Source organism: Amycolatopsis halotolerans (genome assembly GCF_042647905.1).
Taxonomy (GTDB): Bacteria; Actinomycetota; Actinomycetes; order Mycobacteriales; family Pseudonocardiaceae; genus Amycolatopsis; species Amycolatopsis halotolerans.
This window is the reverse complement of the sequence record NZ_JBHRWI010000079.1, coordinates 89,847-114,289: the sequence shown is the minus strand read 5'-3', so window position 1 is coordinate 114,289 and position 24,443 is coordinate 89,847. Positions and strand designations below refer to the sequence as shown.

General features: G+C 70.4%; 20 protein-coding genes. 15 read left to right on the top strand and 5 right to left on the bottom strand.

The genetic code is table 11. The features are described from left to right. Positions 1-288 precede the first annotated feature (288 nt). Entirely contained in the window at positions 289-1,488 is a 1,200-nt protein-coding gene (locus ACFORO_RS45660) for a Glu/Leu/Phe/Val dehydrogenase dimerization domain-containing protein (RefSeq protein ID WP_377873531.1), read from the bottom strand. A 121-nt stretch (positions 1,489-1,609) separates the two neighbouring features. Between ACFORO_RS45660 and ACFORO_RS45655 the strand changes: the two genes are divergently transcribed. The 10 genes from ACFORO_RS45655 (at position 1,610) to ACFORO_RS45610 (ending at position 13,812) form a co-directional block, all read left to right on the top strand. Beyond that, a complete protein-coding gene (locus ACFORO_RS45655; RefSeq protein WP_377873532.1) occupies positions 1,610-2,536 on the top strand; it encodes a LysR family transcriptional regulator in 927 nt (308 codons plus the stop codon). Between the two features lie 460 nt (positions 2,537-2,996). Then, positions 2,997-4,259: a glutamate-cysteine ligase family protein gene (locus tag ACFORO_RS45650; protein WP_377873533.1), complete on the top strand. Its 1,263-nt coding sequence runs from the start codon at positions 2,997-2,999 to the stop codon at positions 4,257-4,259. Positions 4,260-4,323: 64 nt separating this feature from the next. Then, positions 4,324-5,673, top strand: a complete 1,350-nt coding sequence (gene egtB, locus ACFORO_RS45645) for an ergothioneine biosynthesis protein EgtB (RefSeq protein WP_377873534.1) — start codon at positions 4,324-4,326, stop codon at positions 5,671-5,673. 4 nt (positions 5,674-5,677) lie between these two features. Next, positions 5,678-6,442: an ergothioneine biosynthesis protein EgtC gene (egtC, locus tag ACFORO_RS45640; RefSeq protein WP_377873535.1), complete on the top strand. Its 765-nt coding sequence runs from the start codon at positions 5,678-5,680 to the stop codon at positions 6,440-6,442. Beyond that, positions 6,439-7,410, top strand: a complete 972-nt coding sequence (gene egtD / locus ACFORO_RS45635; RefSeq protein ID WP_377873536.1) for an L-histidine N(alpha)-methyltransferase — start codon at positions 6,439-6,441, stop codon at positions 7,408-7,410. The genes egtC and egtD overlap by 4 nt, the downstream gene beginning before the upstream one ends. Continuing rightward, positions 7,403-7,873 (top strand): nitroreductase family deazaflavin-dependent oxidoreductase, encoded by a 471-nt coding sequence (locus tag ACFORO_RS45630; protein ID WP_377873537.1) that lies wholly within the window; start codon positions 7,403-7,405, stop codon positions 7,871-7,873. Before egtD ends, ACFORO_RS45630 begins: the two co-directional genes overlap by 8 nt. Before the next feature lie 259 nt (positions 7,874-8,132). Beyond that, positions 8,133-9,767, top strand: coding sequence for an alpha/beta hydrolase (locus ACFORO_RS45625; RefSeq protein ID WP_377873538.1), 1,635 nt, complete (start codon positions 8,133-8,135; stop codon positions 9,765-9,767). 117 nt (positions 9,768-9,884) lie between these two features. Continuing rightward, positions 9,885-11,033 (top strand): EfeM/EfeO family lipoprotein, encoded by a 1,149-nt coding sequence (locus tag ACFORO_RS45620; protein ID WP_377873539.1) that lies wholly within the window; start codon positions 9,885-9,887, stop codon positions 11,031-11,033. Further along, the gene (locus tag ACFORO_RS45615) at positions 11,030-12,190 is read left to right on the top strand and encodes a Dyp-type peroxidase (protein ID WP_377873540.1); all 1,161 of its coding nucleotides are present in this window, start codon (positions 11,030-11,032) and stop codon (positions 12,188-12,190) included. Before ACFORO_RS45620 ends, ACFORO_RS45615 begins: the two co-directional genes overlap by 4 nt. 17 nt (positions 12,191-12,207) lie before the next feature. After that, on the top strand, positions 12,208-13,812 hold the full coding sequence (locus tag ACFORO_RS45610; RefSeq protein ID WP_377873541.1) for a phospholipase C: 1,605 nt from the start codon (positions 12,208-12,210) through the stop codon (positions 13,810-13,812). A 495-nt stretch (positions 13,813-14,307) separates the two neighbouring features. Here ACFORO_RS45610 and acnA read toward each other — a convergent pair whose 3' ends face one another. After that, the gene (gene acnA, locus ACFORO_RS45605) at positions 14,308-17,133 is read right to left on the bottom strand and encodes an aconitate hydratase AcnA (protein ID WP_377896778.1); all 2,826 of its coding nucleotides are present in this window, start codon (positions 17,131-17,133) and stop codon (positions 14,308-14,310) included. A gap of 361 nt (positions 17,134-17,494) precedes the next feature. Here acnA and ACFORO_RS45600 point away from each other — a divergent pair, with 361 nt between their 5' ends. Further along, on the top strand, positions 17,495-18,883 hold the full coding sequence (locus ACFORO_RS45600) for an NlpC/P60 family protein (protein ID WP_377873542.1): 1,389 nt from the start codon (positions 17,495-17,497) through the stop codon (positions 18,881-18,883). Here the strand turns inward: ACFORO_RS45600 and ACFORO_RS45595 are convergent. Next, entirely contained in the window at positions 18,852-19,667 is an 816-nt protein-coding gene (locus tag ACFORO_RS45595) for a GNAT family N-acetyltransferase (protein WP_377873543.1), read from the bottom strand. The two genes, ACFORO_RS45600 and ACFORO_RS45595, sit on opposite strands and share 32 nt — an antisense overlap. 109 nt (positions 19,668-19,776) lie before the next feature. On the opposite strand from ACFORO_RS45595, the gene mobA reads away from it, so the two are divergent. From mobA to ACFORO_RS45575, 4 genes are all read left to right on the top strand, one after another. Further along, entirely contained in the window at positions 19,777-20,334 is a 558-nt protein-coding gene (mobA, locus tag ACFORO_RS45590; RefSeq protein ID WP_377873544.1) for a molybdenum cofactor guanylyltransferase, read from the top strand. Positions 20,335-20,445: 111 nt separating this feature from the next. Next, the gene (locus ACFORO_RS45585; protein ID WP_377873545.1) at positions 20,446-21,510 is read left to right on the top strand and encodes an AAA family ATPase; all 1,065 of its coding nucleotides are present in this window, start codon (positions 20,446-20,448) and stop codon (positions 21,508-21,510) included. A 76-nt stretch (positions 21,511-21,586) separates the two neighbouring features. Further along, a complete protein-coding gene (locus ACFORO_RS45580) occupies positions 21,587-22,468 on the top strand; it encodes a DUF58 domain-containing protein (RefSeq protein ID WP_377873594.1) in 882 nt (293 codons plus the stop codon). Between the two features lie 55 nt (positions 22,469-22,523). After that, positions 22,524-23,504 (top strand): VWA domain-containing protein, encoded by a 981-nt coding sequence (locus ACFORO_RS45575; RefSeq protein ID WP_116206855.1) that lies wholly within the window; start codon positions 22,524-22,526, stop codon positions 23,502-23,504. Positions 23,505-23,551: 47 nt separating this feature from the next. Here ACFORO_RS45575 and ACFORO_RS45570 read toward each other — a convergent pair whose 3' ends face one another. Together ACFORO_RS45570 and ACFORO_RS45565 are read right to left on the bottom strand one after the other, a co-directional pair. After that, complete coding sequence (locus tag ACFORO_RS45570; protein WP_377873546.1) at positions 23,552-24,013, bottom strand: tRNA (cytidine(34)-2'-O)-methyltransferase; 462 nt, start codon at positions 24,011-24,013, stop codon at positions 23,552-23,554. Beyond that, positions 24,013-24,438, bottom strand: coding sequence for an acyl-CoA thioesterase (locus tag ACFORO_RS45565; RefSeq protein WP_344274064.1), 426 nt, complete (start codon positions 24,436-24,438; stop codon positions 24,013-24,015). The genes ACFORO_RS45570 and ACFORO_RS45565 overlap by 1 nt, the downstream gene beginning before the upstream one ends. Positions 24,439-24,443: the final 5 nt, after the last annotated feature.

The following is a 24,443-nucleotide window of genomic DNA, read 5'->3' as shown; positions in this document are numbered from 1 at the left end:
CCCGGCAAAACCATAAAAACAGACACCAAGAGTTAAAACTCAAGCTGAGGGACTCAGATTCCCCCAGGGTTCCCCTCACGGACCACCCGCGAAACCGCAGCCAGCACACCCAGCTATCGAGGCGTCCAGCCCACCCCCGCACCCCGATACGAAGCCAAAATGGGGTCTGAGGGTGGTTGTCAAGGCATCTTTCCAGCCTTGACAACCACCCTCGGACCGTCATCACAATCAAGCTTCGGGGTGCCCCACGCAACCAAGGGCGCAATGTCGCCGCCAGGCGACGAGCCGTCAGGGAATCATCAACGCAGGTGCCCCAAGAGGACTAAGCGCCTCAGCAGTGCGAGCCTCCCGAGTAACCTCCGCCTGCCGCAAAGCGGTAACCCGAGGCGGAACCCGATCCAAATGCCACTCCGCCAACACCAACGCGACCTTCGCCTGCATCTCAGTCCGCAACCGCAAGAACGAATCCGCCGGATCCGCCCCCACCTCGCCAAGCAGCAACCACCAGGCCCAAGCAGCAGCCCCGGCATTGGCGATAAAGTCCGGAATCACCGCCACTCCACGCGCAGACAACGCCGCCTCAGCCTCAGGCGTAGTAGCAGCATTGGCCGCCTCGACCACCACCTTGGCCTTCACGAGATTCTCGTTGTCCACCCGCAACGCATAAGAAATAGCCGCAGGCACAAAGATGTCCGCGTCAACAGACACGACAGCCTCACGAGGCAACAACTGAACCCCGTCAGGCAACCGCCCCCGGTCAACCTCCCCGAACCGGTCCCGCAACTCCAGCAACGCAGGCACGTCCAACCCTTCCGGGTCGTACAACGTCCCGGCAGCATCGGCGACAGCGACGACCTTCATCCCCGCTTCATGCAGGTACCAAGCCGCACCGCCCCCCATAGTCCCGATCCCCTGGATCGCGACAGAGGTCTCGGCAACCCCCCACCCCCAAGTATTAGCCGCCCCAAGACAAGCCTGCGCGACCCCGTAACCGCCAATCACATCCCCGAGCAACTGCCCGCCAGGAACAGGCGCATTGAGCCCGGCCTGAACCCGCCGAAGCGTCCGAGCCGGATCAGCCGACCGGCGGATCGCGGCGTGGTACGACTGCTCCAACCCGAGCGTCGCGAAAACCTCGTCGATGAGGTGCTGCGGCACCCCCAGGTCCTCCGCGGTCACCCAGCTGGCGTCCAGCCACGGCCGCAGGAACTCGCAGAAGCGGGTGAGCACGCCGGTCGCGCGCGGGTCCTTCGGGTCGAAGTCGATGCCGCCCTTCGCGCCGCCGACCGGGAGGTTGAACGCGGCCGTCTTGTTCGCCATGCCGCGCGCGAGGTCGGCCACCTCGTCGACCGTGCAGCCGGCGCGCATCCGCGTGCCGCCCGTGGCGACGCCGGAAACCAGGCTGTGCACGACCAGGTAGCCGCGCGCGCCCGTGACCGGGTCCGTCCACGTGAGCTTCATCAGCGGTTCGGCGATCCGCGTGTCCATCGAGCCACTCACCTCCTCGGGTCCGCCGGCGGCGCGGTTCGCCGCCTGCTTCCGAGGGTGCTGCCCGATCGGGGCCCGCGTCCATTTACCGAATGTGCACGAAGTTGTTTAGGGTTCGTACATGGAGCTTTCGTTGCACCGCTTGAGGATGCTCCGCGAACTGCGTCGCAGGGGCACAGTCACCGCGGCTGCCGCAGCGTTGCATTACACCGCTTCGGCGGTGTCGCAGCAACTCGCGCAGCTGGAACGCGACGTCGGCGCGAAGCTGTTCGAACGGCTCGGCCGCCGGGTCCAGCTGACTGAACTCGGCATCCTGCTCACCGAGCACGCCGAGGAGATCCTGGGGTCGGTCGAGCGCGCGACGCTCGCGCTTGAGGAAGCGCAGGGCTCGATGTCCGCACGGCTGACCGCGGGCGTGTGGGCGTCCGTAGCCTCGGGTTTACTGCCGACCGCGCTCACCGCGCTGGCCGCCGATTACCCGGGAATCCAAGTGCGGACGAAGGAACTCGCCCCGGAAGCGACCGCGGACGCGGTGCGGGACGGCACGCTGGACCTGTCGTTCGTCATCGACTACTCCGATGCCCCGATGGAGTGGAGCGACGGCTTGGAGCGCGCGGTAGTCGCGGTGGAACGGCTGCACGCGGCGGTCCCGGCGGGCGCGCTGCCGTCCGCCACGGCGCCGCTCGACGCGCTGGCGGAGCACCCGTGGATCCTGGCGAGCCCTAAGTCCCATTTCGGCCGTGCGATCCGGATTGCCTGCCAGCGGCACGGTTTCCAGCCGAAAATCAATCACGAGGTCGAGGAACAGTCGACCGCGATGGCGATGGTCGGTGCCGGTCTGGGGGTCACCTTGGTGTCCGATCTGGGCCTGCGGCTGCTGCGCCCGCCGGGGATCGACGTGGTCGCGCTGGCCCCGCCGTTGCTGCGGACGGTGTCGATCGCCTATCGCCGCACGGAGATCCGGCGTCCGGCGTTGCACCTGGTGGTCGCGGCGGTGCAGGACGCCGCGGCCGAGTTGGGGCTGGGCACGGAACCCGCCTTGCCGTGAGCCGGGTGCTCCGGATTCGGCGTGGCGCTGATGTCCGATTTCGGCCTGTGCCCGCAGGGAATCGATGTGTTCGCGCTGGGCTCCGCCGTCACATCTGGTGGTTGCCGCGGTGCGGGATCCCGCGGCTGAGTTGGGGCCTGGGCACGGAATACGTCTTGCCGTGAGCGGGACGGCCCGGATTCGGCGTCCGGCGTTGTACTCGCGGCCGCCGCGGTGCGGGATGCCGTGGTCGAACTGGGCCCGGGCTCCGAACCCGCCTTGCCGGTGCGGCCGGGGTGCCCCGGATGGAGCAGTGCGCACGAGTCTGATCTTTCCGGTGAACTCCCAGGTCAACACAGATTACGAGATGCTTATCGATCGCCTCCCCGACTTCGCGGCCCTGTTTTTGTCAGACCCCGCGTGTAGCGTCGCGAAGCGACGAGGTCCGGCCCCGCGGACCTCCTGATCCGGACGGCGACAGATGACTGCAGTGCACGATTTTCCGGACAGATCCGGGAGCGCGGCGAACCTGACCGCGCGGGTGCTTGCCGACCGCGCGGAGGGGGAGCAGTACGTCGCTTCGGTGTGTTTCAAGCACGGCCCGCCGAGACTGCTCGGGGTGGAACTCGAGTTCACCGTGCACCACACCGGCGACCCGGTCCGCCCTCTCGACCCCGATGTCCTTGCCACGGCGCTCGGCCCGCACACCCCGCGGACGCTGCGCCCCGACAGCCCCGCGATCCCGCTCCCGGCCGGTGCGCCGGTGAGCCTGGAACCCGGGTGCCAGGTGGAGATCTCCGCTCCGCCGCAGGCCTCGCTGCGTGATCTGCACGCGGCTGTGGAGGCCGATCTCGCTCATCTCACCGGTCTTCTCGCCCGCCACGGCCTCGAACTCGGCGCCGCGGGCATCGACGAGCACCGGCCGCCCCGGCGCATTCTGCGCACGCCCCGTTACGCCGCCATGGAACGCCGGTTCGCCCCGATCGGGGCGGGCGGCATCACCATGATGTGCAGCACCGCGGGCCTGCAGATCTGCGTGGACGCGGGCGAAACCCACGAGGTCGCCGCGCGCTGGGCGGCCGCGCACGCGATGGGTCCGCCGCTGCTGGCGCTGTTCGCGAATTCCCGCGTGCACGCCGGAGCGGACACCGGATTCGCCTCGGCGCGCTGGCTCGCGGTGCTGGAAACCGAACCAGTGCGGAGCCAGTCGCCCGAACCCGGCCCGGACCCGGCCCGCGAATGGGCCCGGCGGATGATGGACACGCCGCTGATGGTGTTCCCGCGCGGAGAACGGCCGTGGGACGCGCCCGACGGGCTCACCTTCGCCGAGTGGATCAGCGGCCGGGGCGCGGCCACCGTGCTGCGCCGCCCGACGGTCGCGGACCTCGACTACCACCTCACCACGATGTTCACCCCGGTGCGGCCGCAGGGCTACCTCGAGCTGAGGTACCTGGACGGGCAGCCGCCGGGGGAATGGCTGCCGCCGGTAGCGCTGGTCACCGCGCTGCTGGCGAATCAGTCCACAGTGGACAAGGTGCGGGAGGTGTGCGCGCCCGCGGCGGGCCGGTGGGTCGACGCCGCGCGGCGCGGAATGGCCGAAGCGCAACTGGCGGCGGTCGCCAGGGAGCTGGTGGAGCTGGGCATCGACGGGCTTCCGGCCACCGGGCTTCCCGAGGGCGCCGTCGCCGGGCTGGTCGCCGGGCTGCGCGCCCGGGCCGCCGGAGTGCCGCGCCAGGACCGATGAGCAGGACCGAGATCACCGCCGGGCCGCGCGCCCGGCACACCCCGGACTCGAGGAGTCAGGAGCGATGAGCACCATCCCCGAACAGAACCCGTTGCTGGAGCTGAGCCCGCAAGACCTGCGGGCGCACACGGCCGCCGCCCTCACCCGGGCGCGCGAGCGCAGCGTGGCCCTCACCGACGCGGTCGACGACGAGGACCTCGTGCGGCAGCATTCGAAGCTGATGTCGCCGCTGGTGTGGGACCTCGCGCACATCGGCAGCCAGGAAGAGCTGTGGCTGGTCCGCGACGTCGGCGGCCGGGAGCCGCTGCGCCCGGACATCGACGACCTCTACGACGCCTTCCAGCACGCCCGCGCGGACCGCCCGGCGCTGCCGCTGCTCGGCCCGGCCGAGGCCCGCGCTTACGTGAAGGAAGTTCGCGACAAGGCGTTCGACGTCCTGGAAACCGCTCCGCTGGACGGACGGCGGCTCACCGAGAGCGCGTTCGCGTTCGGCATGATCACCCAGCACGAGCAGCAGCACGACGAGACCATGCTGGCCACCCACCAGCTGCGCAAGGGCGAACCGGTCCTGCACGCCCCGGAGCCGCCGCCCGCGCCCGCCCGCAAGCTGCCCGCCGAGGTGCTCGTGCCCGGCGGCCGCTTCACCATGGGCACCACCGCCGAACCGTGGGCGCTGGACAACGAACGCCCGGCGCACGAGATCGACGTGCCCGCCTTCGTCCTCGACACCGCTCCGGTCACCTGCGGCGCGTACGTCGAGTTCCTGGAATCCGGCGGCTACGACCAGCGGCGGCTCTGGAGCGAGCCCGGCTGGGCGTACCTGCGCGAGCACGACATCACCGCGCCCCGGTTCTGGCGCCGCGAACCGGACGGCTGGTGGCGCACCCGCTTCGGCGTGCACGAGCGGGTCCCGGAGAACGAACCGGTCGTGCACGTTTCGTATTACGAGGCCGAGGCGTACGCGCGCTGGGCGGGCAAGCGGCTGCCGACCGAGGCGGAATGGGAGAAGGCCGCCCGGCACGACCCGGCGAGCGGGCGGTCGCGGCGATTCCCGTGGGGCGACGAGGAACCGACCGCCGAGCACGCCAACCTCGGGCAGCGCCACCTGCGCGCGGCCGAGGCGGGCGCGTATCCGGCCGGCGCGTCGCCGCTGGGCGTGCACCAGCTGATCGGCGACGTCTGGGAGTGGACGAGCACGGATTTCCACGGCTACCCGGGCTTCTCGGCGTTCCCGTACCGGGAGTACTCGGAGGTCTTCTTCGGACCGGAGCACAAGATCCTGCGCGGCGGGTCGTTCGGCACCGACGCGGCGGCGATCCGGGGCACGTTCCGCAACTGGGACTACCCGATCCGGCGGCAGATCTTCTCCGGCTTCCGGTGCGCGCGCGACCCGCGCCCGGGCGAGGCGGGCTAGCCGGATGTGCCGTCATCTCGCCTATCTCGGCGCGCCGGTGTCCCCGGCGGAGCTGATGTTCGCCGCGCCGCACGCGCTGCTCGTGCAGTCGTACGCGCCGCTCGACATGCGCGGCGGCGGTTCGGTGAACGCCGACGGCTTCGGCCTGGGCTGGTACCCGGAACCGGGCGCGCCGCCGCAGCGGTACCGCCGCCGCGAGCCGTTGTGGACCGACCAGACGCTGCCCGCGCTGGCCGCTTCGGTGCGCACTCGCGCGTTCGTCGCGGCGGTGCGCAACGGCACCACCGGTATGCCGGTCACCGAGGCGGCCGCCGCGCCGTTCCTGGAGGACCGCTGGCTGTTCAGCCACAACGGCGTGGTCCGCGGCTGGCCCGGCTCGATGCGCGGGCTCGCCGGACGGCTGGACGTGACCGAGCTGTTCACGCTCGAAGCGCCGACGGATTCCGCGCTGCTGTGGGCATTGCTGCGGGCTCGGCTGCGCGCGGGGGAAGAGCCGCTCGAAGCGGCGACCGCCCTCGTGCGCGAGGTCGAGGCAGTCGCCCCCGGCTCCCGGCTGAACCTTCTCCTCACCGACGGCGAACTGCTCGTCGGCACCGCCTGGACGCACGCGTTGTCCGTGCGCCGCACGGAAACCGGCGTGGTGCTGGCGTCGGAGCCGTGCGATCCGGACCCGGCCTGGACCGCCGTGCCCGACCACCACGCCGTGCGCGTCACCGCGGCCGGCGTCGACATCCTTCCCCTGACCCTGGAACGGAGCACCGCCGGATGACCGAAGCGGATCTGGAGAGCCATCGCCGGGACGTGGCCGCCGAACTGCGCGCGGACGTGCGCGAGGGGCTCACGGCCGACCAGAAGTGGTTGCCGCCCAAGTGGTTCTACGACGCCGAAGGCAGCAAGCTGTTCGAGAAGATCACCGCCCTGCCGGAGTACTACCCGACCCGCAGCGAGCGCGAGGTCCTCGCGCAGCGGGCGGCTGAGGTCGCCGAACGCACCGGCGCGCACACGCTCGTCGAGCTGGGCTCGGGGTCGAGCGAGAAGACCCGGCTGCTGCTGGACGCGCTCACCGCGCACGGCACGCTGGAAGCGTTCGTGCCGATGGACGTGTCGGAATCCGCGCTCGCCGAGGCCGCCGCGGCGATCACGGCGGACTATCCGAAGCTCGAGGTGCGCGGAGTGGTCGGCGACTTCACCCAGCACCTGCGGCTGCTGCCCGGCACCGCGCCGCGGGTCGTGGCCTTCCTGGGCGGCACGATCGGCAATTTCCTGCCCGGCGAACGCGCCGAGTTCCTGAGCTCGGTGCGGGACGTGCTCGGCGAAGGGGAGTGGCTGCTGCTCGGCACCGACCTGGTGAAGGACCGGGAAACGCTGGAGCGGGCCTACGACGACGCGGCCGGCGTCACCGCGGCCTTCAACCGCAACGTGCTGCGCGTGATCAACACCGAACTGGGCGCGGACTTCGACCCGGACGAGTTCGACCACGTCGCGCACTGGAACGCCGAGCACGAGTGGATCGAAATGCGCCTGCGCGCCCGGAACCGGACGGAGGTGCGCATCCCCGGCGCGGACCTGGTCGTGCCCTTCGCCGAGGGCGAGCACATCCGCACCGAGGTGTCGGCGAAGTTCCGGCGCGGCGGCGTCGAGGCGGAACTGAACGCCGCCGGGTTCGCGCTGGAACAATGGTGGACAGACTCACAGCAGCGGTTCGGGGTGAGTTTGGCAAGATCAGTGCGTGCGTAACCCTGTCGCGGCGCTCGCCCGCAAGCTCGGCACCCAGCCCAGGCTGATGGGCGCGTCGCGCGCCATCATCGCGACCGACCGGCAGCTGCACCGGTGGTTCGGCGGCCGGATCAGCCTGGTCGGCCTGGCCGGCCTGCCGTCCCTGCGGCTCACCACCACCGGAAGGCGCAGCGGCCTGCCGAGGAGCACGAACTTGCTGTACTACCCGCACGGCAGCGAGTTCGTGCTCACCGGCTCCAACTGGGGCCGCCCGCAGAACCCGGCGTGGACGCACAACCTCCGCGAGAACCCGAGGGCGACGGTCGCGCTGCGCGGCCGGGAGATCGAGGTCAAGGCGCGGGAGCTGGAAGGCGCGGAGTACGACCGGATGTGGGCGGAACTGCTCGAATTCTGGCCGGGCTACCAGATGGAACGGGACGAGGCGCGGCGGGACTTCCCGGTGTTCGTGCTGTCCCGCTGCTGAGCGTTCCCGGGGCACGTCGGCTGGACGCTTCCCGCTCGCGCGGCCTTTCCCCAGCCGGGGCGCGGAGCCGCCCGGGCTCAGCTCTCGGTGTGCGGGCGCGGCTCGGTCCGGCCCGTCGTCGAGGACTGCTCCTGAGCGCGCGTTGTCGCTCGTCCGAACCCGCACATCCTCCTTTTGGCCGGTGCCCGGCTTGGCCGGATTATGCCAGTCTCGGTGACGCCCCGTAATCAGGCGGGCGCGCAAACAGGGGAGATTCCACGTGCGCGGATCGAGAAGAGCACGAACCGGAGCACTGGTCGCGGCGATCGCGACCGCGCTGACCGGGCTGGCTGGCACTGCCGTCGCGGCGCCAGCCGGCCCGGCGGCGCAGGCCCGACCGGCCAAACCCGCGGAGATCGCGCGCACCGCGCCGGTCAAGTGGGAGGACTGCACCAAAGAACAGCTGCGCGGTGTCCCGGAAGACCAAGTGAAGCTGTACAGCTGCTCGCTCTACCGCGTGCCGATCGACCACGACGACGCGTCGCTCGGCAGCATCGACATCGCGCTGATGAAGCGCGCCGCGAAGATTCCCGGGCAGCGGATCGGGTCGCTGTTCCTCAACCCGGGCGGCCCGGGCGGGTCCGGCCTGCGGATGCCGATCTCCGGCGACCGCACCTTCCGTCCGCAGGTGATGGACCGCTTCGACCTCGTCGGGTTCGACCCGCGCGGCGTCGGCGCCAGCAACCCGCTGCGCTGCTTCACCACGGCCGAGGACGCCCAGGACGTCCAGAGCCAGCTGCTGCCGGTTCCGTTGTCGCGCAACGAAATCTCGAGCACCCTCGCCGGGTACCGCGACTACGGCCAGTTCTGCCGCCGCAACGCGGGCGCGCTGCTGGACCACATGTCCACCCGCGACGTGGTGCGAGACCTCGACCAGCTGCGCGCCGCGGTCGGCGACCAGCAGCTGACCTACACCGGCTTCTCCTACGGAACCCTCGTCGGGTCCACCTACGCCGCGATGTTCCCGAAGCAGACGCGGGCGATCGTGATCGACGGGAACGTCGACCCGCAGCTGCGCACCAACGACGGCGTCACCTACGACCTGGCGCGGGCGCAGGGCTTCGAGATCGCGCTCGACGGCTTCCTCGAGCGCTGTGCTCAGGCCGGCGACAAGTGCGCGTTCAGCGCGGGCGACCCGCGGGCGAAGTTCGACGAGTTGCGCGAGCACGTGCGCACCGACCCGATCACGCTGCCCGGCGGTCAGAAGGTGGACCTGGGCACGCTGATCAGCGCGGCGTCGAGCGCGATGTATTCGCCGGACTCGTTCGGCGAGCTGGCCGAGGGCTTGCAGCAGGCGTACTCGGTGCTGCACCCGTCGCTGCAGGCCCAGTCCGCACGGAAGGGCACTCTGTCCGCGGGCCGCGGCGGTCTGCTCGACCTCGCCCCGGACAGCCCGTACACCGGCAACGACTCGTACTTCGCGGTGAACTGCGCGGACAAGCCGATGCGGATCAAGCAGGAGCAGGTGCCGGGCATCGCGGGCAAGGCGGACCGGGAATCGCCGACGTTCGGCCGCTACCAGGTGTTCTCCGACATCGCGGCCTGCCCGGTCTGGCCGGCCGCGAAGACGTCCGACCCGTACCGCGGGCCGTGGCGCGCGAACACCGCTACGCCGGTCCTGGTGGTCAGCAACCTCTACGACCCGGCCACGCGGTACCGCTTCGGCCAGCGGATGGCCGAGGAGCTGGGCAACTCCCGGCTGCTGTCGGTCGATTCGTTCGGCCACTGCATCCTCGGCCGCGCGCGGGGTGTCGACGACGCGACCGCCGCGTACCTGATCGACCTGAAGGTTCCCGCCGACGGCCAGGTGTTCCAGCCGGACCGGCAGCCCTTCACGACGCCCGCGAACGGCTGATCGGTTGATCTATCGGTGGATCTTGCGCCGGAAACGGGCATAACGGCACAACCCTCTTGTCAGCGGTCGGCGGATCGGTGAAAGTGTCCGCCAGAAGTTCACCTGAGGGGAGTTGACGTGCGGCGCTGGGCGGGCGGGTTCGGCGCGGCCAGGTGGACGGCGGTCCTGGTCGGGACCGCGGTGCTCTCCGGCTGCTCTGGCTCGCCCGCCCAGCCCGGTCCGGTCGCGGTTTCGCGCTCGGCCTGCGGCGACGGCTGGACCGCGCCGCCGGCCGGGCCGCAGACTCTCCAGGTCCGCAACGACGCCGCTGTCACGATGGAAATCGACCTCGTCGACCCGGCCACCGGCACGGTCTTCGGGGAGCTGGAAGGAGTCGGCCCGGGCACGACGCGCGCGCTGCCGGTGAACTTCGCCAACGGCGCGTACGCCCTGCGCTGCGCACCCGAGGACGGCACGCCGTTCGTCGGCCCGACGGTCCAGGTCACCGGCGGCGCGGCCCGTCCGGGACCGGCGGTGGTCCCGGTGACCAACGCCGATCTGCTCGGGCCGCTCAAGCAGTACCACGGGTACGTCGCCGACGGCCTCGGCACGCTCACCGGCCAGACCGCCGCGCTGGCGCAAGCCGTCCGGTCGGGGAATCGCGGCGCGGCGCGACAAGCCTGGCTCGCCGCGCACCTGACTTATGAACGGCTCGGCGCCGCCTACAACGCCTTCGGCGATTCGGACGGGGCGATCAACGGCACCACCGCCGGGCTGCCCGGCGGAGCCGCCGATCCGGGCTTCACCGGGTTCCACCGGCTCGAGAACGGCTTGTGGCACAACGAAGCGATGCCCGCGTTGAGCCCGGTCGCCGATCAGCTCGACCAAGCGGTCCAGAAGCTGCGCACGTCGTTCGCCGACGCCCAGATCGACCAGAACGACCTCGGCCTGCGCGCGCACGAGATCATGGAGAACACCCTCCAGTTCGAGCTGACCGGCCGCACCGACTACGGCAGCGGCTCGAACCTCGCGACCGCGGGCGCGAACCTCACCGGCACCCGCGCGGTCCTTGACGTGCTGCGTCCGCTCCTGACCACCCGGTTCCCCGGCTTGAAAGACCTCGACGCCTGGATCGCCCGCACCGATCGCGATCTGCGGGCCGTCGCTGGCAAACCGCTGCCCGCCCTGGACCGGAAGCAGCGGCAGCGGATCAACGCCGACGTCTCCGAGCTGACCGAACGCCTGGCCCCGGTCGCGGCGATCGCCGAGCCAAGGAGGACCTCGTGACCCTGGGGCGGCGCGCGTTCCTGCGCGGAGCGGCAGCCGCTGGAGCGGGCGCGGGCCTGGTCGGCCTGTCCGGAAGCGCGACGGCGGCCGGGGGAGCGGTGCCGTTCCACGGTCCCCGGCAGACGGCCGTGCTGGCGGAACCCGCGAGACATTCGATCGTCGCCGCGTTCGACGTCGTCGCCGAGAACCGCACCGAACTCACCGCGCTGCTCAAGGAACTCACCGACCGCGCGCGGTTCCTCACCAGCGGCGGCGCGCCCGCGTCGGTCGGGATCACCGGACCGCCCGCGGATTCCGGCGTCCTCGGCCCGGAAGTCCCGGAAGGACAGTTGTCGGTGCTCGTCGGCGCCGGTGCGTCGCTGTTCGACGACCGGTACGGGCTGGCCGCGCGCAAACCGCCGAAGCTCAAGCAGATGCCGATGTTCCCGGACGACGCGCTCGATCCGCAGTGGTGCCACGGAGATCTGAGCCTCGTGCTCAACGCCGCCGAACCGGACACCGTGCTGCACGCGTTGCGCGACATCGCCCGCGCGACTCGCGGCGGCATGCAGCTGCGCTGGAAGATCGACGGGTTCAGCTCGCCGCCGCGTCCGGCCGGGACACCGCGCAACCTGCTCGGCTTCAAGGACGGCACCGCGAATCCCGCACCGTCCGAAGCGGACAGTCTGGTGTGGACGGACGACGGCGGCAGCTACCAGGTCATCCGGCTGATCCGCATGCTGGTCGAATTCTGGGACCGGGTGTCGCTGTCGGAGCAGGAGAACATGATCGGCCGCCGCCGCGACACCGGCGCGCCGCTCGACGGCGCGGCCGAGCAGGACGCGCCGCGCTACGCCGAGGACCCGATCGGCACCGTCATCCCGCTGACCAGCCACATCCGGCTCGCGAACCCGCGCACCCCGCAGACCGACGGGCAGCGGATCCTGCGCCGCGCGGTCAACTACGACCGCGGCGTGGACTCCAACGGCAACCTCGACATGGGCCTCGTCTTCACCTGTTACCAGCGCGATCTCGAGCAGCAGTTCGAGGCCGTGCAGAAGCGGCTCGCCGGGGAGCCGCTCACCGACTACGTCTCGCCGTTCGGGGGCGGGTATTTCCACCTCTTCCCGGGCGTGACGGATCCGGCCGACCACTACGGCCGGGCAGTGCTGGGCTGAGCGGAAGGAGTTCTGCAGTGAAGCGGACCAGGAAGCGGGCCACCGCGGCGGCCGCGCTGGCGGCGACCGCGGCGCTGGCCGCGGCGTGCGCGAGCAGCGCGGCGTCGACCTCGGCACCGGCGCACGCGATCGCCGCCGAGACGTTCACGACGTCGACGCCGATCAAGAACGTCGTGGTGATCTTCGGCGAGAACATCTCCTTCGACCACTATTTCGGCACGTATCCGAACGCCACCAACGAAAACGGCACCCCGTTCCACGCCGCGCCCGGCACGCCGAAGGTCAACGGCCTCACGCCGGACCTGCTGCAGCGAAACCCGAACGCCTACAACCCGAAGCGCCTCAGCCCGGACCAGGCGCTCACCTGCGACCAGGCGCACGACTACAAGAAGGAACAGGCCGCGTTCAACGGCGGCAAGATGGACAAGTTCGTCGAGTACACCGAGAAGGACAAGTGCACCGGGCAGCCGGTGCTGTTCGGCGAACCCGGCCTGGTGATGAACTACTTCGACGGCAACACCGTCACCGCGATGTGGAACTACGCCCAGCATTACGCGCTGAACGACAACTCCTTCAACACCGTCTTCGGCCCGTCCAGCCCCGGCGCGATCAACCTCGTCTCCGGCCAGACGCACGGCCTGCAGCCGGTCGATTCGGTCACCGGCGAGCCGAAGGTCGACCCGCACACCGCGGCCTCGCCGGACTCCCGCGGCGTCGGCACCATGATCACCGACCCGGACCCGGCGTTCGACGACTGCTCGGACAAGAACCACACCGCGAAGGACAACCTCGGCGCGTTCCAGGGCCGCAACGTCGGCGACCTGCTGAACGCGCGCGGCGTCACGTGGGGCTGGTTCGAGGGCGGCTTCCAGCCCACCGGCGAGGCGAACGGATACGCCGTCTGCGGGACGAAACACCCGAACGTGGGCGGCCAGGCGTCCGTCGACTACAGCCCGCACCACGAACCGTTCCAGTACTACCAGTCGACCGCGAACCGGAAGCACCTCCCGCCGTCCTCGCTGCACGCGGTGGGCCAGCACGACCAGGCGAACCACCAGTACGACGTCCGCGACTTCAACGACGCACTCGCCGCGGGCACCATGCCCGCGGTGAGCTTCCTGAAGGCCCCGGAGTACCAGGACGGGCACGCGGGCTACTCGGATCCGTTGGACGAGCAGGCTTTCGTGGCTGACGAGATCAACCGGATCCAGGCGTCGCCGCAGTGGAAGAACACCGCGATCGTGCTGGCGTACGACGATTCGGACGGCTGGTACGACCACGTCGCGCCGAAGATCCTCAACGGCTCGCACGATTCGGCCCAGGACGCGTCGGTGTGCACGTCGAAGCCGGTGAAGCTGGGCGGCTTCGCGGATCGGTGCGGCTACGGCCCGCGGCTGCCGCTGCTGGTGATTTCGCCGTACAGCAAGGTGAATCACGTCGACCACACGATGACGGACCAGACGTCGGTACTGCGGTTCATCGAGGACAACTGGCATCTCGGGCGGATCGGCGGCGGGTCGTTCGATGTGCTGGCGGCGCCGTTGACGGGGATGTTCGACTTCTCGCATCCGAAGGCGAAACCGCTGAAGCTGGACCCTAAGACTGGGGCTGTGGTCGGTTAAGAGGGGCGCTGCGGGTCGGGGGCGGCTCGTCGCCTGGCGGCGACATTGCTTTTGAGCGGTTGCGTGGGGCACCCCGAAGCCCGATTGTGACTACGGCGCGGAGGTGCTTGTCAAGGCGGGAAAGATGCCTTGACAAGCACCTCCGCGCCGCGTTTTTGGCTTCGTATCGGGGTGCGGGGGTGGTGTGGGTGCCTCGATTCGGGTGCATCGGCTGCGGTTTCGGGCGGGGCTAGCGCCCCAATGTGGCGTTGGGTGCATGTGACGCACCGAATGCCGCATTGGGTGCATGTGACGCACCGAATGCCACATTGGGTGCATGCGGCGGCGGGGAGCGGGTCGTGGAGGGGCACCTCGCGACCGTCGCGGGTCGTGAGGGGAACCCTGAGGGAATCAGATTCCCTCAGGGTTCCCCTCACGGACGGTCCGGGGCAGCCGGAAACCAGTGCGGCCCGCCCCGGGAGAACCGGAGCGGGCCGCAAGCTGGGTTTCAGGCCGTCAGGACTGCGTCATCTTCCGCAGCACGTACTGCAGGATGCCGCCGTTGCGGTAGTAGTCCGCCTCGCCCGGGGTGTCGATGCGGACGACCGCGTCGAACTCGACCTTCGAGCCGTCCTCCTTGGTGGCCGTCACGTGGACCGTCCGCGGCGTCTCGCCGTCGTTCAGCTTCGTGATGCCCTCGATGTCGAACGTCTCGGTGCCGTCCAGCTTCAGCGACGACGCCGACTCGCCCGCCGGGAACTGCAGCGGGATGACGCCCATGCCGATCAGGTTGGAGCGGTGGATGCGCTCGAACGACTCGGTGATGACCGCGCGCACGCCCAGCAGGCTGGTGCCCTTCGCCGCCCAGTCGCGCGAGGAACCGGAGCCGTACTCCTTGCCGCCCAGCACGACCAGCGGGGTGCCCGCCGCCGCGTAGTTCTGGGCCGCGTCGTAGATGAACGCCTGCGGGGCCCCCTCGACGGTGAAGTCGCGGGTGTAGCCGCCCTGCACGTCGTCCAGCAGCTGGTTGCGCAGCCGGATGTTCGCGAAGGTGCCGCGGATCATGACCTCGTGGTTGCCGCGGCGCGAGCCGTAGGAGTTGAAGTCCTTGCGCTCGATGCCGTGCTCGACCAGGTACTGCGCGGCCGGGGTGCCCGCCTTGATGGCGCCGGCGGGGGAGATGTGGTCGGTGGTGACCGAGTCGCCCAGCTTCGCCAGCACGCGGGCGCCCGAGATGTCCCGCACCGGAGCCGGTTCGGCGGCCATGCCGTCGAAGTACGGGGGCTTCCGGACGTAGGTGGACTCGGCGTCCCACTCGAAGGTCTTGCCCTCCGGGGTGGGCAGCGACTTCCAGCGCTCGCCGCCGTCGAAGACGTCGGCGTAGTCCTTGGTGAACATCTCCTGCGTGATCGCGTAGTCGATGGTCTCCTGGATCTCCTGCGCCGACGGCCAGATGTCCTTCAAGAACACGTCGTTGCCGTCGGTGTCCTGGCCCAGCGGCTGCGTCGCGAAGTCGAAGTCCATCGTCCCGGCCAGCGCGTAGGCGATGACCAGCGGCGGGGACGCCAGGTAGTTCATCTTGACGTCCGGGTTGATCCGGCCCTCGAAGTTCCGGTTGCCCGAGAGCACCGAGACCGCGGTGAGGTCGTTCTCCTGGATCGCGGCGGAGATCTCGTCCGACAGCGGGCCCGAGTTGCCGATGCAGGTGGTGCAGCCGTAGCCGACCAGGTGGTAGCCCAGCTTCTCCAGGTAGGGCCAGAGGTTGGCCTTGGTGTAGTAGTCGGTGACGACCTGCGAGCCCGGCGCCATCGACGTCTTGACCCACGGCTTGACCGACAGGCCCTTGTCGACCGCGTTGCGCGCGAGCAGCGCCGCGCCCAGCATGACCGACGGGTTGGAGGTGTTGGTGCACGAGGTGATCGAGGCGATCACCACGGCGCCGTGGTCGAGGATGAAGTCGCCGCGGTCGGCGGTCGACACCTTGACCGGCTTGGTCGGGCGCCCGGTGGCCCCGTTCGCCGCGGACTGCACCGGCACGGCGGTCTCGTCCTTGAACGACAGCGCGGCCGGGTCGGAGGCCGGGAAGGTCTCTTCGACGGTCTCGTCGACGTTGGTGTGCGGGGTGGGCTGCTCGTCCTCGGCGTAGTCGTGCACCGACTTGCGGAACGAGGACTTCGCGTCGGTCAGCTCGATGCGGTCCTGCGGGCGCTTCGGGCCGGCGATCGACGGGACGACCGTCGACAGGTCCAGCTCGAGGTACTCCGAGTACTGCGCCTCGTGCGCCGGGTCGTGCCAGAGGCCCTGCTCCTTGGCGTACGCCTCGACCAGCGCGACCTGCTCGGCCGAGCGGCCGGTGAGCTTGAGGTAGCGGACGGTCTCGTCGTCGATCGGGAAGATCGCCGCGGTGGAGCCGAACTCCGGGCTCATGTTGCCGATGGTGGCGCGGTTGGCCAGCGGCACCTGGGCGACGCTCTCGCCGTAGAACTCGACGAACTTGCCGACCACGCCGTGGCGGCGCAGCATCTCGGTGATCGTGAGCACGACGTCGGTCGCGGTGACGCCCGCCGGGATCTCGCCGGTCAGCTTGAAGCCGACGACGCGCGGGATCAGCATCGACACCGGCTGGCCCAGCATGGCCGCCTCGGCCTCGATGCCGCCGACGCCCCAGCCCAGCACGCCGAGGCCGTTGACCATGGTGGTGTGCGAGTCGGTGCCGACGCAGGAGTCGGGGTACGCCTGGCCGCCCCGGGCCATGACCGTGCGGGCCAGGTGCTCGATGTTGACCTGGTGCACGATGCCGGTGCCCGGCGGGACGACCTTGAACTCGTCGAAGGCACCCTGGCCCCAGCGCAGGAACTGGTAGCGCTCGCGGTTGCGCTCGTACTCGATCTCCACGTTGCGCTCGAAGGCGTCCGCGCGGCCGAACACGTCGATGATCACCGAGTGGTCGATGACCATCTCGGCCGGCGCGAGCGGGTTGACCTTGTCCGGGTCGCCGCCGAGGGCGGTCACGGCCTCGCGCATGGTGGCCAGGTCGACCACGCAGGGCACGCCGGTGAAGTCCTGCATGATCACCCGGGCGGGCGTGAACTGGATCTCGATCGACGGGTCCGCGTTCGGATCCCAGCCGCCGAGCGCGCGGATGTGGTCGGCGGTGATGTTCGCGCCGTCCTCGGTGCGCAGCAGGTTCTCGAGGAGGATCTTCAGGCTGTAGGGCAGCCGGGCGGCGCCTTCGACCTTGTCCAGGCGGAAGATCTCGTACGAGTTCTCTTCCACCTGCAAGGTGTCCTTGGCGCCGAAGCTGTCCTTGCTAGGTGCAGTCACGTCTAACTCCAGTGGCATGGATTCCACGCCGCCGCCGGCGTGTCCTCCCGGGTCAGTTCGGTGTCGTTTCCGGGTCGTCGGGTCGACCCAGGCGAGTCTTGCGCACCCCCACCGTAAGACCGGAACCGGGAGGGCACACCTCGTCCGTCGTTCCAAACAGTACGCGTGTCCTGTATTTCGTTCAAGACGACACGCGGAGTGACCTACGCCATGCGGACACGCTCCTCCGGCAGGTCCCCCGAACAGGGGAAATGATCTCCGCGGTGTGTAAGTTCTCCCTGTTGCTTGTGATAGTGGTGTGACTGCAGTGGTACGCGGTGTGTCCGTGCTTGTCCGAAACGGCGCGCGGGCGGCCGGCGAGCGGAGGTGGCGGGGCGTGATGGCCAGGCGGGGACGGTCCGGGACGGCGGGTGCGCCGGTGCACGGCGCCGGAGCCCGGCGCGGCCTGACGGTTGCGGCGGTCACCCTGGTCGCGCTGCTCGGCGCGACGAGCACGGGGCTCGCGGTGCCCCCTCCGCCGCCGAACCCGAGCGATTCGTCGATCACCGACGCCAAGGGCGACGCCAACGCGAAAGCGGGCGAGGTCGGGCGGCTCACCAACCAGCTCGCCCAGGCCGAGCAGAAGCTGAGCTCGCTGCAGGACGACGTCGAGCTGAAGCAGGAACAGGCCATGAAGGCCCTGGTCGACCTGCAGACCGCGCAGGACGAGGCCACCCAGGCGCAGAACGACGCGAAGTCCGCGCGCCAGGAGGCGGACGTTGCGGTCGGCGCGATCGAGAAGGCCCGCGCGGACGCGAAGAAGTTCGCCGCCGCGAGCTTCGAGCAGGGCAGCACGATCGGGTCGGTCTCGGCGTACCTCACCTCGGACAGCCCGAAGGACCTGCTCGCCCGCGCCCAGCTGCTCAACGCCATCGGCGGCTCGCGGCTCAACGCGATGGACCGGCTCCAGCAGGCCCAGACCGAGAAGGCCAACAAGGACTCCGCCGCGCGCAAGGCGCTGGAGCTCGCGCAGCAGAAGCAGGACGCGGCCACCCAGGCGAAGGGCACCGCGGACTCCGCGCAGTCCGCCGCCGTGTCCGCGCAGCAGGCCCAGGCCGCGCAGAACACGCAGCTGGAAGCCAACAAGAACTCCGTCGAGCAGCAGCTCTACGCCGCGCAGGCGAAGGTCAACGGCCTGCAGGGGCAGCGCCAGCGCTACCAGGACTGGGTCGCGCAGAAACAGCGCGAGGACGAGGAGCGCGCGCGGCAGGCGGCGCTGCGGGCGGCCGCGGCGAACAACAACAATGACGACGGCGGCGACGATGACAACGGCGGCGGAAGCCGCAGCCGTCCGTCCCCGGCGGCGGGAAGTTCGATCGAAGCCGTGATCGCGCGGGCGCTGTCCAAGGTGGGCATGCCGTACGCGTGGGGCGGCGGCAACGGCAGCGGCCCGACCCGCGGCATCCGCGACGGCGGCGTGGCCGACCGGTACGGCGACTACCGCAAGATCGGCTTCGACTGCTCCGGCCTGATGATCTACGCCTTCGCCGGCGTGCAGGGCCTGCCGCACTTCAGCGGCTACCAGTACACCTCGGGCCGCCGGGTGCCGCTGTCCCAGATGCGCCGCGGCGACATGCTCTTCTGGGGCGGCTCGGGCGGCATCCACCACGTCGCCCTGTACCTGGGCAACGGGCAGATGGTCGAGGCCCCGCAGTCGGGTTCGTACGTGCGCGTGGTTTCGGTCCGGTACGGCGGGATCATGCCGTACGCGACGCGCCTGATCGGCTGAGCGGGCTCCACACGTATGGCGTCGTTTCGGTGACCGCGGTGAAGCCCAGCCGTTCGAGGATCGGGCGGCTCGTAGGCAGCGCATCGACCTGCAGGTAGTCCACTCCGCGAGCCCGCGCCGCGCCGACCCGGTGCGCCACGAGCGCGCGGTAGAGACCCCGGCCGCGCCATTCGGGCAGGGTCGCGCCGCCCCACAGTCCGGCGAATCCGGTGCCGGGCACCAGTTCCAGCCGGGACGCGGCCACGAACCGGCCGTCCGCTTCGGCGACGACGTGCGTGGTGGTCCCGGAATCGGCACGGGCGCGGGCGAGCAGATCCGCGGCGACCGCGGCCTCTTCGTGGCCGAACACCGTCGCCGAGAGAGTCGCGATGCGCAGCAGGTCGTCGTCGCCGTCGGCCTCGCGCACGACGATGTCGGCGGACGGCGGGGCCGAGGCAGCGACCGAGTCCAGCGGCGCGATGAGGACGGTTTCGGTTTCCTCCGGCGTGAAACCGGCGGCCAGCAAGCGTTCGGGAAGCTCCGCGGGACGGTCGTGGCTGCGGGTTTTCCATTCGAACTCCTCGCCGCGGGCGGCGAAAAACGCACGCTGGCGGGCGATCAGCTCGTCGAGCGCGGCGCCGGTCACGCCGAGGTCGGGCGGGCCGGAGACGAAACCGCGGCGGCCGCCGGTGAGGCGGGCGAGCGGGCCGTCGAGAGTCAGCTGTTGTCCGGGTTCGGCCTGCGTCAGCTCGGCTTGGCGGACTTCGCGGTCGTAAGCGGCGAGCAGCCGCGCGGCGTCGGGCACGTCGGCAACCTAACCCGCCCGACCTCGGAGCGCGCGCGGGTTTTCGCGGCGGAGAGCCGAGCACCCACCCCCGCCGCTCCCGCTTTCCGGCGGCGGGCACCCTGGGGTCATGACTGAACGCACCCGGTTCGCGGGGATCGTGCTCGCCGGCGGGTCGGCGCGGCGGCTGTCCGGAGTGGACAAGCCGGAGCTGCGGGTCGGCGGGATGTCCTTGCTGGGCCGGGCGGTCGAGGCGCTGGCCGGGGCGGATCCGGTCGTGGTGTGCGGGCCGAGGCGGCCGGGATACGACGCGGTCGTCTGGGCCCGTGAAGCCGTTCCTGGCGCGGGGCCGGTCGCCGCGCTCGCCGCGGGGCTAGAGGCAGTAGGCGACGCCGAGATCGTCGTGCTGCTCGCCGCTGATCTCCCGGGCATCCGCCGCTCCACAGTGGACCGGCTGCGGTCCACTGTGGGCACAGCAGACGGCGCCGTCCTCGTTGATGCAGCAGGGGAGCGGCAATGGCTGGTAAGCGCCTGGCACGCCGAGCCGTTGCGCGAGGCGATGCCCGAACGTCCGGAGAACGCGTCGCTACGCCGGACGCTCGGCGGATTGCGGATCGCCGAGGCGGCCGCCGAACCCGGCGAGAGCGACGACATCGACACGCCGGAGGACCTGGAAAAGCACCGCTGACAGGGGCTTCACAGCTGTCACACCGGCGATGCGATTGGCTACCGTCGCGGGAAGTTCTCGACCCAGTAGGGTCGCGGGCGAGCACGCAGACGTGAAACCCCTGGAGGAAGAGTGACCGAGCCCGGCTTCGCCGAGGGAGCGAACGGGCAGCAGCCCGGCACCCCGGCGCGGGACGCCCAGCTGCTGGAACGCACCGTGTTCGAGGTGAAGCGCGTCATCGTCGGACAGGACCGGCTGGTGGAGCGCATGCTCGTCGGGCTGCTGGCGAAGGGGCACCTGCTGCTCGAAGGCGTGCCGGGGGTCGCGAAGACGCTCGCGGTCGAGACGTTCGCGCGCGTCGTGGGCGGTTCGTTCTCCCGCGTGCAGTTCACCCCCGACCTGGTGCCCGCCGACATCCTCGGCACGCGCATCTACCGCCAGGGCGCCGAGCGCTTCGACGTCGAACTCGGCCCCGTCGTCGCGAACTTCGTGCTGGCCGACGAGATCAACCGCGCCCCGGCGAAGGTGCAGTCGGCGATGCTGGAGGTGATGGCCGAGCGGCACGTGTCGATCGGCGGCAAGACCTTCCCGATGCCCGACCCGTTCCTCGTGCTGGCCACGCAGAACCCGATCGAGAACGAGGGCGTCTACCCGCTGCCGGAGGCCCAGCGCGACCGGTTCCTGTTCAAGATCCTCGTCGAGTACCCCTCCGCCGAGGAGGAGCGCGAGATCATCTACCGGATGGGCGTCACGCCGCCCGAGCCGCACGAGGTGCTGAGCCCGGGCGAGCTGGTCCGGCTGCAGGGCGTCGCGTCGCAGGTGTTCGTGCACCACGCGCTGGTCGACTACGTCGTGCGGCTGGTGCTCACCACGCGCACCCCGAACGACCACGGCCTCTCCGACGTCGCGGGCTGGGTGTCCTACGGCGCTTCGCCGCGCGCGAGCCTCGGCATCATCGCCGCGGCGCGGGCGCTGGCGCTCGTGCGCGGCCGGGACTACGTGCTCCCGCAGGACGTCGTCGACGTCGTGCCGGACGTGCTGCGCCACCGGCTCGTGCTGTCCTACGACGCGCTGGCCGACGGCGTGCCGGTGGACCACATCGTCACCCGCGTCCTGCAGACCGTGCCGCTGCCGCAGGTTTCGGCCCGGCCGCAGGGCGGCGCCGGCCCGGTGCCGGCGGGCGCGCCCGTCAGGTAGCGGCGTGGCTGGCACCTCTGAGAAAGACCCGGGCGGACGTCCCGGCTGGGCGCCGCCGGTCCTGCGCGGCGACCGGATGGAAGCGGGACTGCGCACCCTCGAACTCGAAGTGCGCCGCCGCCTCGACGGCTTGCTCCAGGGCAACCACCTCGGCCTCGTGCCGGGCCCGGGTTCGGAGCCCGGCGAGGCGCGGCCGTACCAGCCCGGCGACGACGTGCGCCGGATGGACTGGGCGGTCACCGCGCGCACGACGACGCCGCACATCCGCGAGACGGTGGCGGACCGCGAGCTGGAGACGTGGGTCGTCGCGGACATGTCCGCGAGCCTCGACTTCGGCACCGCGCTGTGCGAGAAGCGGGATCTGGTGGTCTGCGCGACCGCTGCTGTCGCACACCTGACCGGCGGCGGCGGAAACCGGATCGGCGCGCTCGTGTCCAACGGCGAAGGCATCACCCGGCTCCCGGCGCGTGGCGGGCTTCCACACGCCCGCGGCCTGGTCCGGCGGCTGGCCGAAACGCCTCGTGCCGCCGAGGGCGTCCGCGGTGATTTCGCTGGTGCACTGGAACAATTGCGCCGCCCGCCTCGTCGGCGCGGCCTGGCGGTCGCGATCTCCGACTTCCTTGGCCCGCTCGACTGGGAGCGCCCGTTGCGCGCGCTCGGCGGAAGGCACGAGCTGATCGCCATCGAGATCGTCGACCCGCGAGATGTGGACCTGCCGGAGGTCGGCACCGTCGTGCTGGCCGACCCGGAGACCGGACGGCAGCGCGAAGTGCACGCTTCGGCGTTGCTGCGCAAGGAATTCGGCGCGGCGGCGAACGCGCACCGGCAGACGGTCGCGGCCGGTTTGCGCCGGGCCGGGGCCGCGCATCTGGTGCTGCGCACCGATTCCGACTGGATCGCGGACATGGTGCGGTTCGTGGTCGCCCGCAAGCGTCGCTGGTCCGGGGGTGTCGCATGAGCGCCATCGCCATTCACGCGGCCGCCGCCCGGGCAACCAGTAAGGAGGCGACGGCATGAGCCTCGCCGGTTTCAGCTCGCCGTGGTGGTTCTTGCTGCTGCTCGCGGTCGCCGCGGTGGCGGGCGCGTACGTGCTGTCGCAGCGGCAGCGCCGCCGCCGGGTGATGCGGTTCGCGAATCTCGAACTGCTGGAGAAGGTCGCGCCCAAGGCGCAGGGCTGGATCCGGCACGTGCCCGCGGTGCTGATCGTGCTGTCGCTGCTGTTCCTGACGGTCTCGCTGGCCGGCCCGACGGCCGAGCAGAAAGTGCCGCGCAACCGGGCGACAGTCATGCTGGTGATCGACGTTTCGCTGTCGATGGAAGCCACCGACGTCGCCCCGACACGGCTGAAGGCAGCACAAGACGCGGCGAAGCAGTTCGCGCAGAACATGACGCCGGGCGTCAACCTGGGCCTGATCTCGTTCGCCGGAACCGCGACCGTGCTCGTCAATCCGACGACGGATCGGGCGGGCGTGTCGAAGGCGATCGACAACCTGAAGCTCGCCCAGTCCACCGCCACCGGCGAGGGCATTTACGCGGCGATGCAGTCGATCCAGAGCTTCTCCGCCGTGGTCGGCGGCGCGGACGGCCCGCCGCCCGCGCGCATCGTGCTGATGAGCGACGGCAAGCAGACGGTGCCCGAAGACCTGTACGCCCCGCGCGGCGCGTACACCGCGGCGCAGGCGGCGAAGCAGGCGCAAATGCCGATCTCGTCGATCTCGTTCGGCACCGAGCACGGTTCGGTGGACATCGAGGGGAAGCAGCAGGACGTCCGCGTGGACGACGAATCGCTGCGCGAGATCGCCCGGCTGTCCGGCGGCGAGTTCTACAAGGCGGCGAGCGCGGACGAGCTGAAACGCGTGTACGCCGACCTGGGCGAGCAGATCGGCTACGAGCTGAAGAACGCCGACGCGAGCAAGCCGTGGGTGGTGCTGGGGACGATCATCCTGATGGCCGGCGCCGCCACCGCGCTGGTGTTCGGCCAGAGACTGCCGTAAGTCCGTGAAGGACTCCTTGAGGGAACCAGATTCCCTCAAGGAGTCCTTCACGGCGCTGCGAAGCCGTTCTGCCGCCAGCCCTCGTAGACGGCGATGGCGGCCGTGTTGGCCAGGTTCAGCGACCGGTTGTTCGGCAGCATCGGCAACCGGAGCCGATCAGTGACCTCCGGCGCGTGTTGAACCTCGTCCGGCAACCCGGCGGACTCCGGCCCGAACATCAGCACATCCCCAGCCGCGTAAGACACATCCGTGTACAGCCGGGTCGCCGTGGCGCTGAACGCATACACCTTTGACGGCAGCAAAGCCTCCCACGCAGCAGCCAGATCCGCATGCACGTGGACCCGCGCGAGGTCGTGATAATCGAGCCCGGCGCGGCGAAGCTGCTTGTCCTCCAAGGTGAATCCCAACGGCTCCACCAGATGCAGCTCGCACCCGGTGTTCGCCGCGAGCCGGATCGCGTTGCCGGTGTTGGGCGGGATCTCGGGGCGGTAGAACAGCACTCGGAACATCACGCCGCCTCGGGGAGGTATTGCGCGTAGGCCCCGCGCACCTCCGGCGGCGGTTCGGCCTTGCGGTAGTTCTCGGTGTCGACGAACACGTACCGCAGCCGGATCTCGGTTGTCACCGTGTCGCCGCGGCGGACTTCCAGCTCGAACTGCATCGACGTGGTGCCCAGATGCACGAGATACACCGCGACCACCAGCTCGTCGTCGAACCGGCACGGCGCGAAGTACCGCAGGTTCGACTCGGCGACCACCACGTCGACCCCGGTGGCGAGCAGCGCGTCGTGGGAGCCGAAGAGCGCTCTCTCGACCTCGAACGCCGCCATGTCCGCGTAGGCCAGGTAGTGCGCGTTGAAGACGATGCCCTGCGCATCGCATTCGTGGTAGCGCACGCGGAGGGGCATTTCGGCGAGAGGTCGGCGTTCGGTCACCCGAC

Excerpts from the sequence above, each read along its gene's own strand:
- ACFORO_RS45600 (WP_377873542.1), top strand. The coding sequence starts at position 17,495 with ATGGCCAGGCGGGGACGGTCCGGGACGGCGGGTGCGCCGGTGCACGGC.
- ACFORO_RS45650 (WP_377873533.1), top strand. The coding sequence starts at position 2,997 with ATGACTGCAGTGCACGATTTTCCGGACAGATCCGGGAGCGCGGCGAAC.
- egtD (WP_377873536.1), top strand. The coding sequence starts at position 6,439 with ATGACCGAAGCGGATCTGGAGAGCCATCGCCGGGACGTGGCCGCCGAA.
- egtC (WP_377873535.1), top strand. The coding sequence starts at position 5,678 with ATGTGCCGTCATCTCGCCTATCTCGGCGCGCCGGTGTCCCCGGCGGAG.
- ACFORO_RS45655 (WP_377873532.1), top strand. The coding sequence starts at position 1,610 with ATGGAGCTTTCGTTGCACCGCTTGAGGATGCTCCGCGAACTGCGTCGC.
- mobA (WP_377873544.1), top strand. The coding sequence starts at position 19,777 with ATGACTGAACGCACCCGGTTCGCGGGGATCGTGCTCGCCGGCGGGTCG.
- ACFORO_RS45570 (WP_377873546.1), bottom strand. The coding sequence starts at position 24,013 with ATGTTCCGAGTGCTGTTCTACCGCCCCGAGATCCCGCCCAACACCGGC.
- egtB (WP_377873534.1), top strand. The coding sequence starts at position 4,324 with ATGAGCACCATCCCCGAACAGAACCCGTTGCTGGAGCTGAGCCCGCAA.
- ACFORO_RS45580 (WP_377873594.1), top strand. The coding sequence starts at position 21,587 with ATGGAAGCGGGACTGCGCACCCTCGAACTCGAAGTGCGCCGCCGCCTC.
- ACFORO_RS45660 (WP_377873531.1), bottom strand. The coding sequence starts at position 1,488 with ATGGACACGCGGATCGCCGAACCGCTGATGAAGCTCACGTGGACGGAC.
- acnA (WP_377896778.1), bottom strand. The coding sequence starts at position 17,133 with ATGCCACTGGAGTTAGACGTGACTGCACCTAGCAAGGACAGCTTCGGC.
- ACFORO_RS45575 (WP_116206855.1), top strand. The coding sequence starts at position 22,524 with ATGAGCCTCGCCGGTTTCAGCTCGCCGTGGTGGTTCTTGCTGCTGCTC.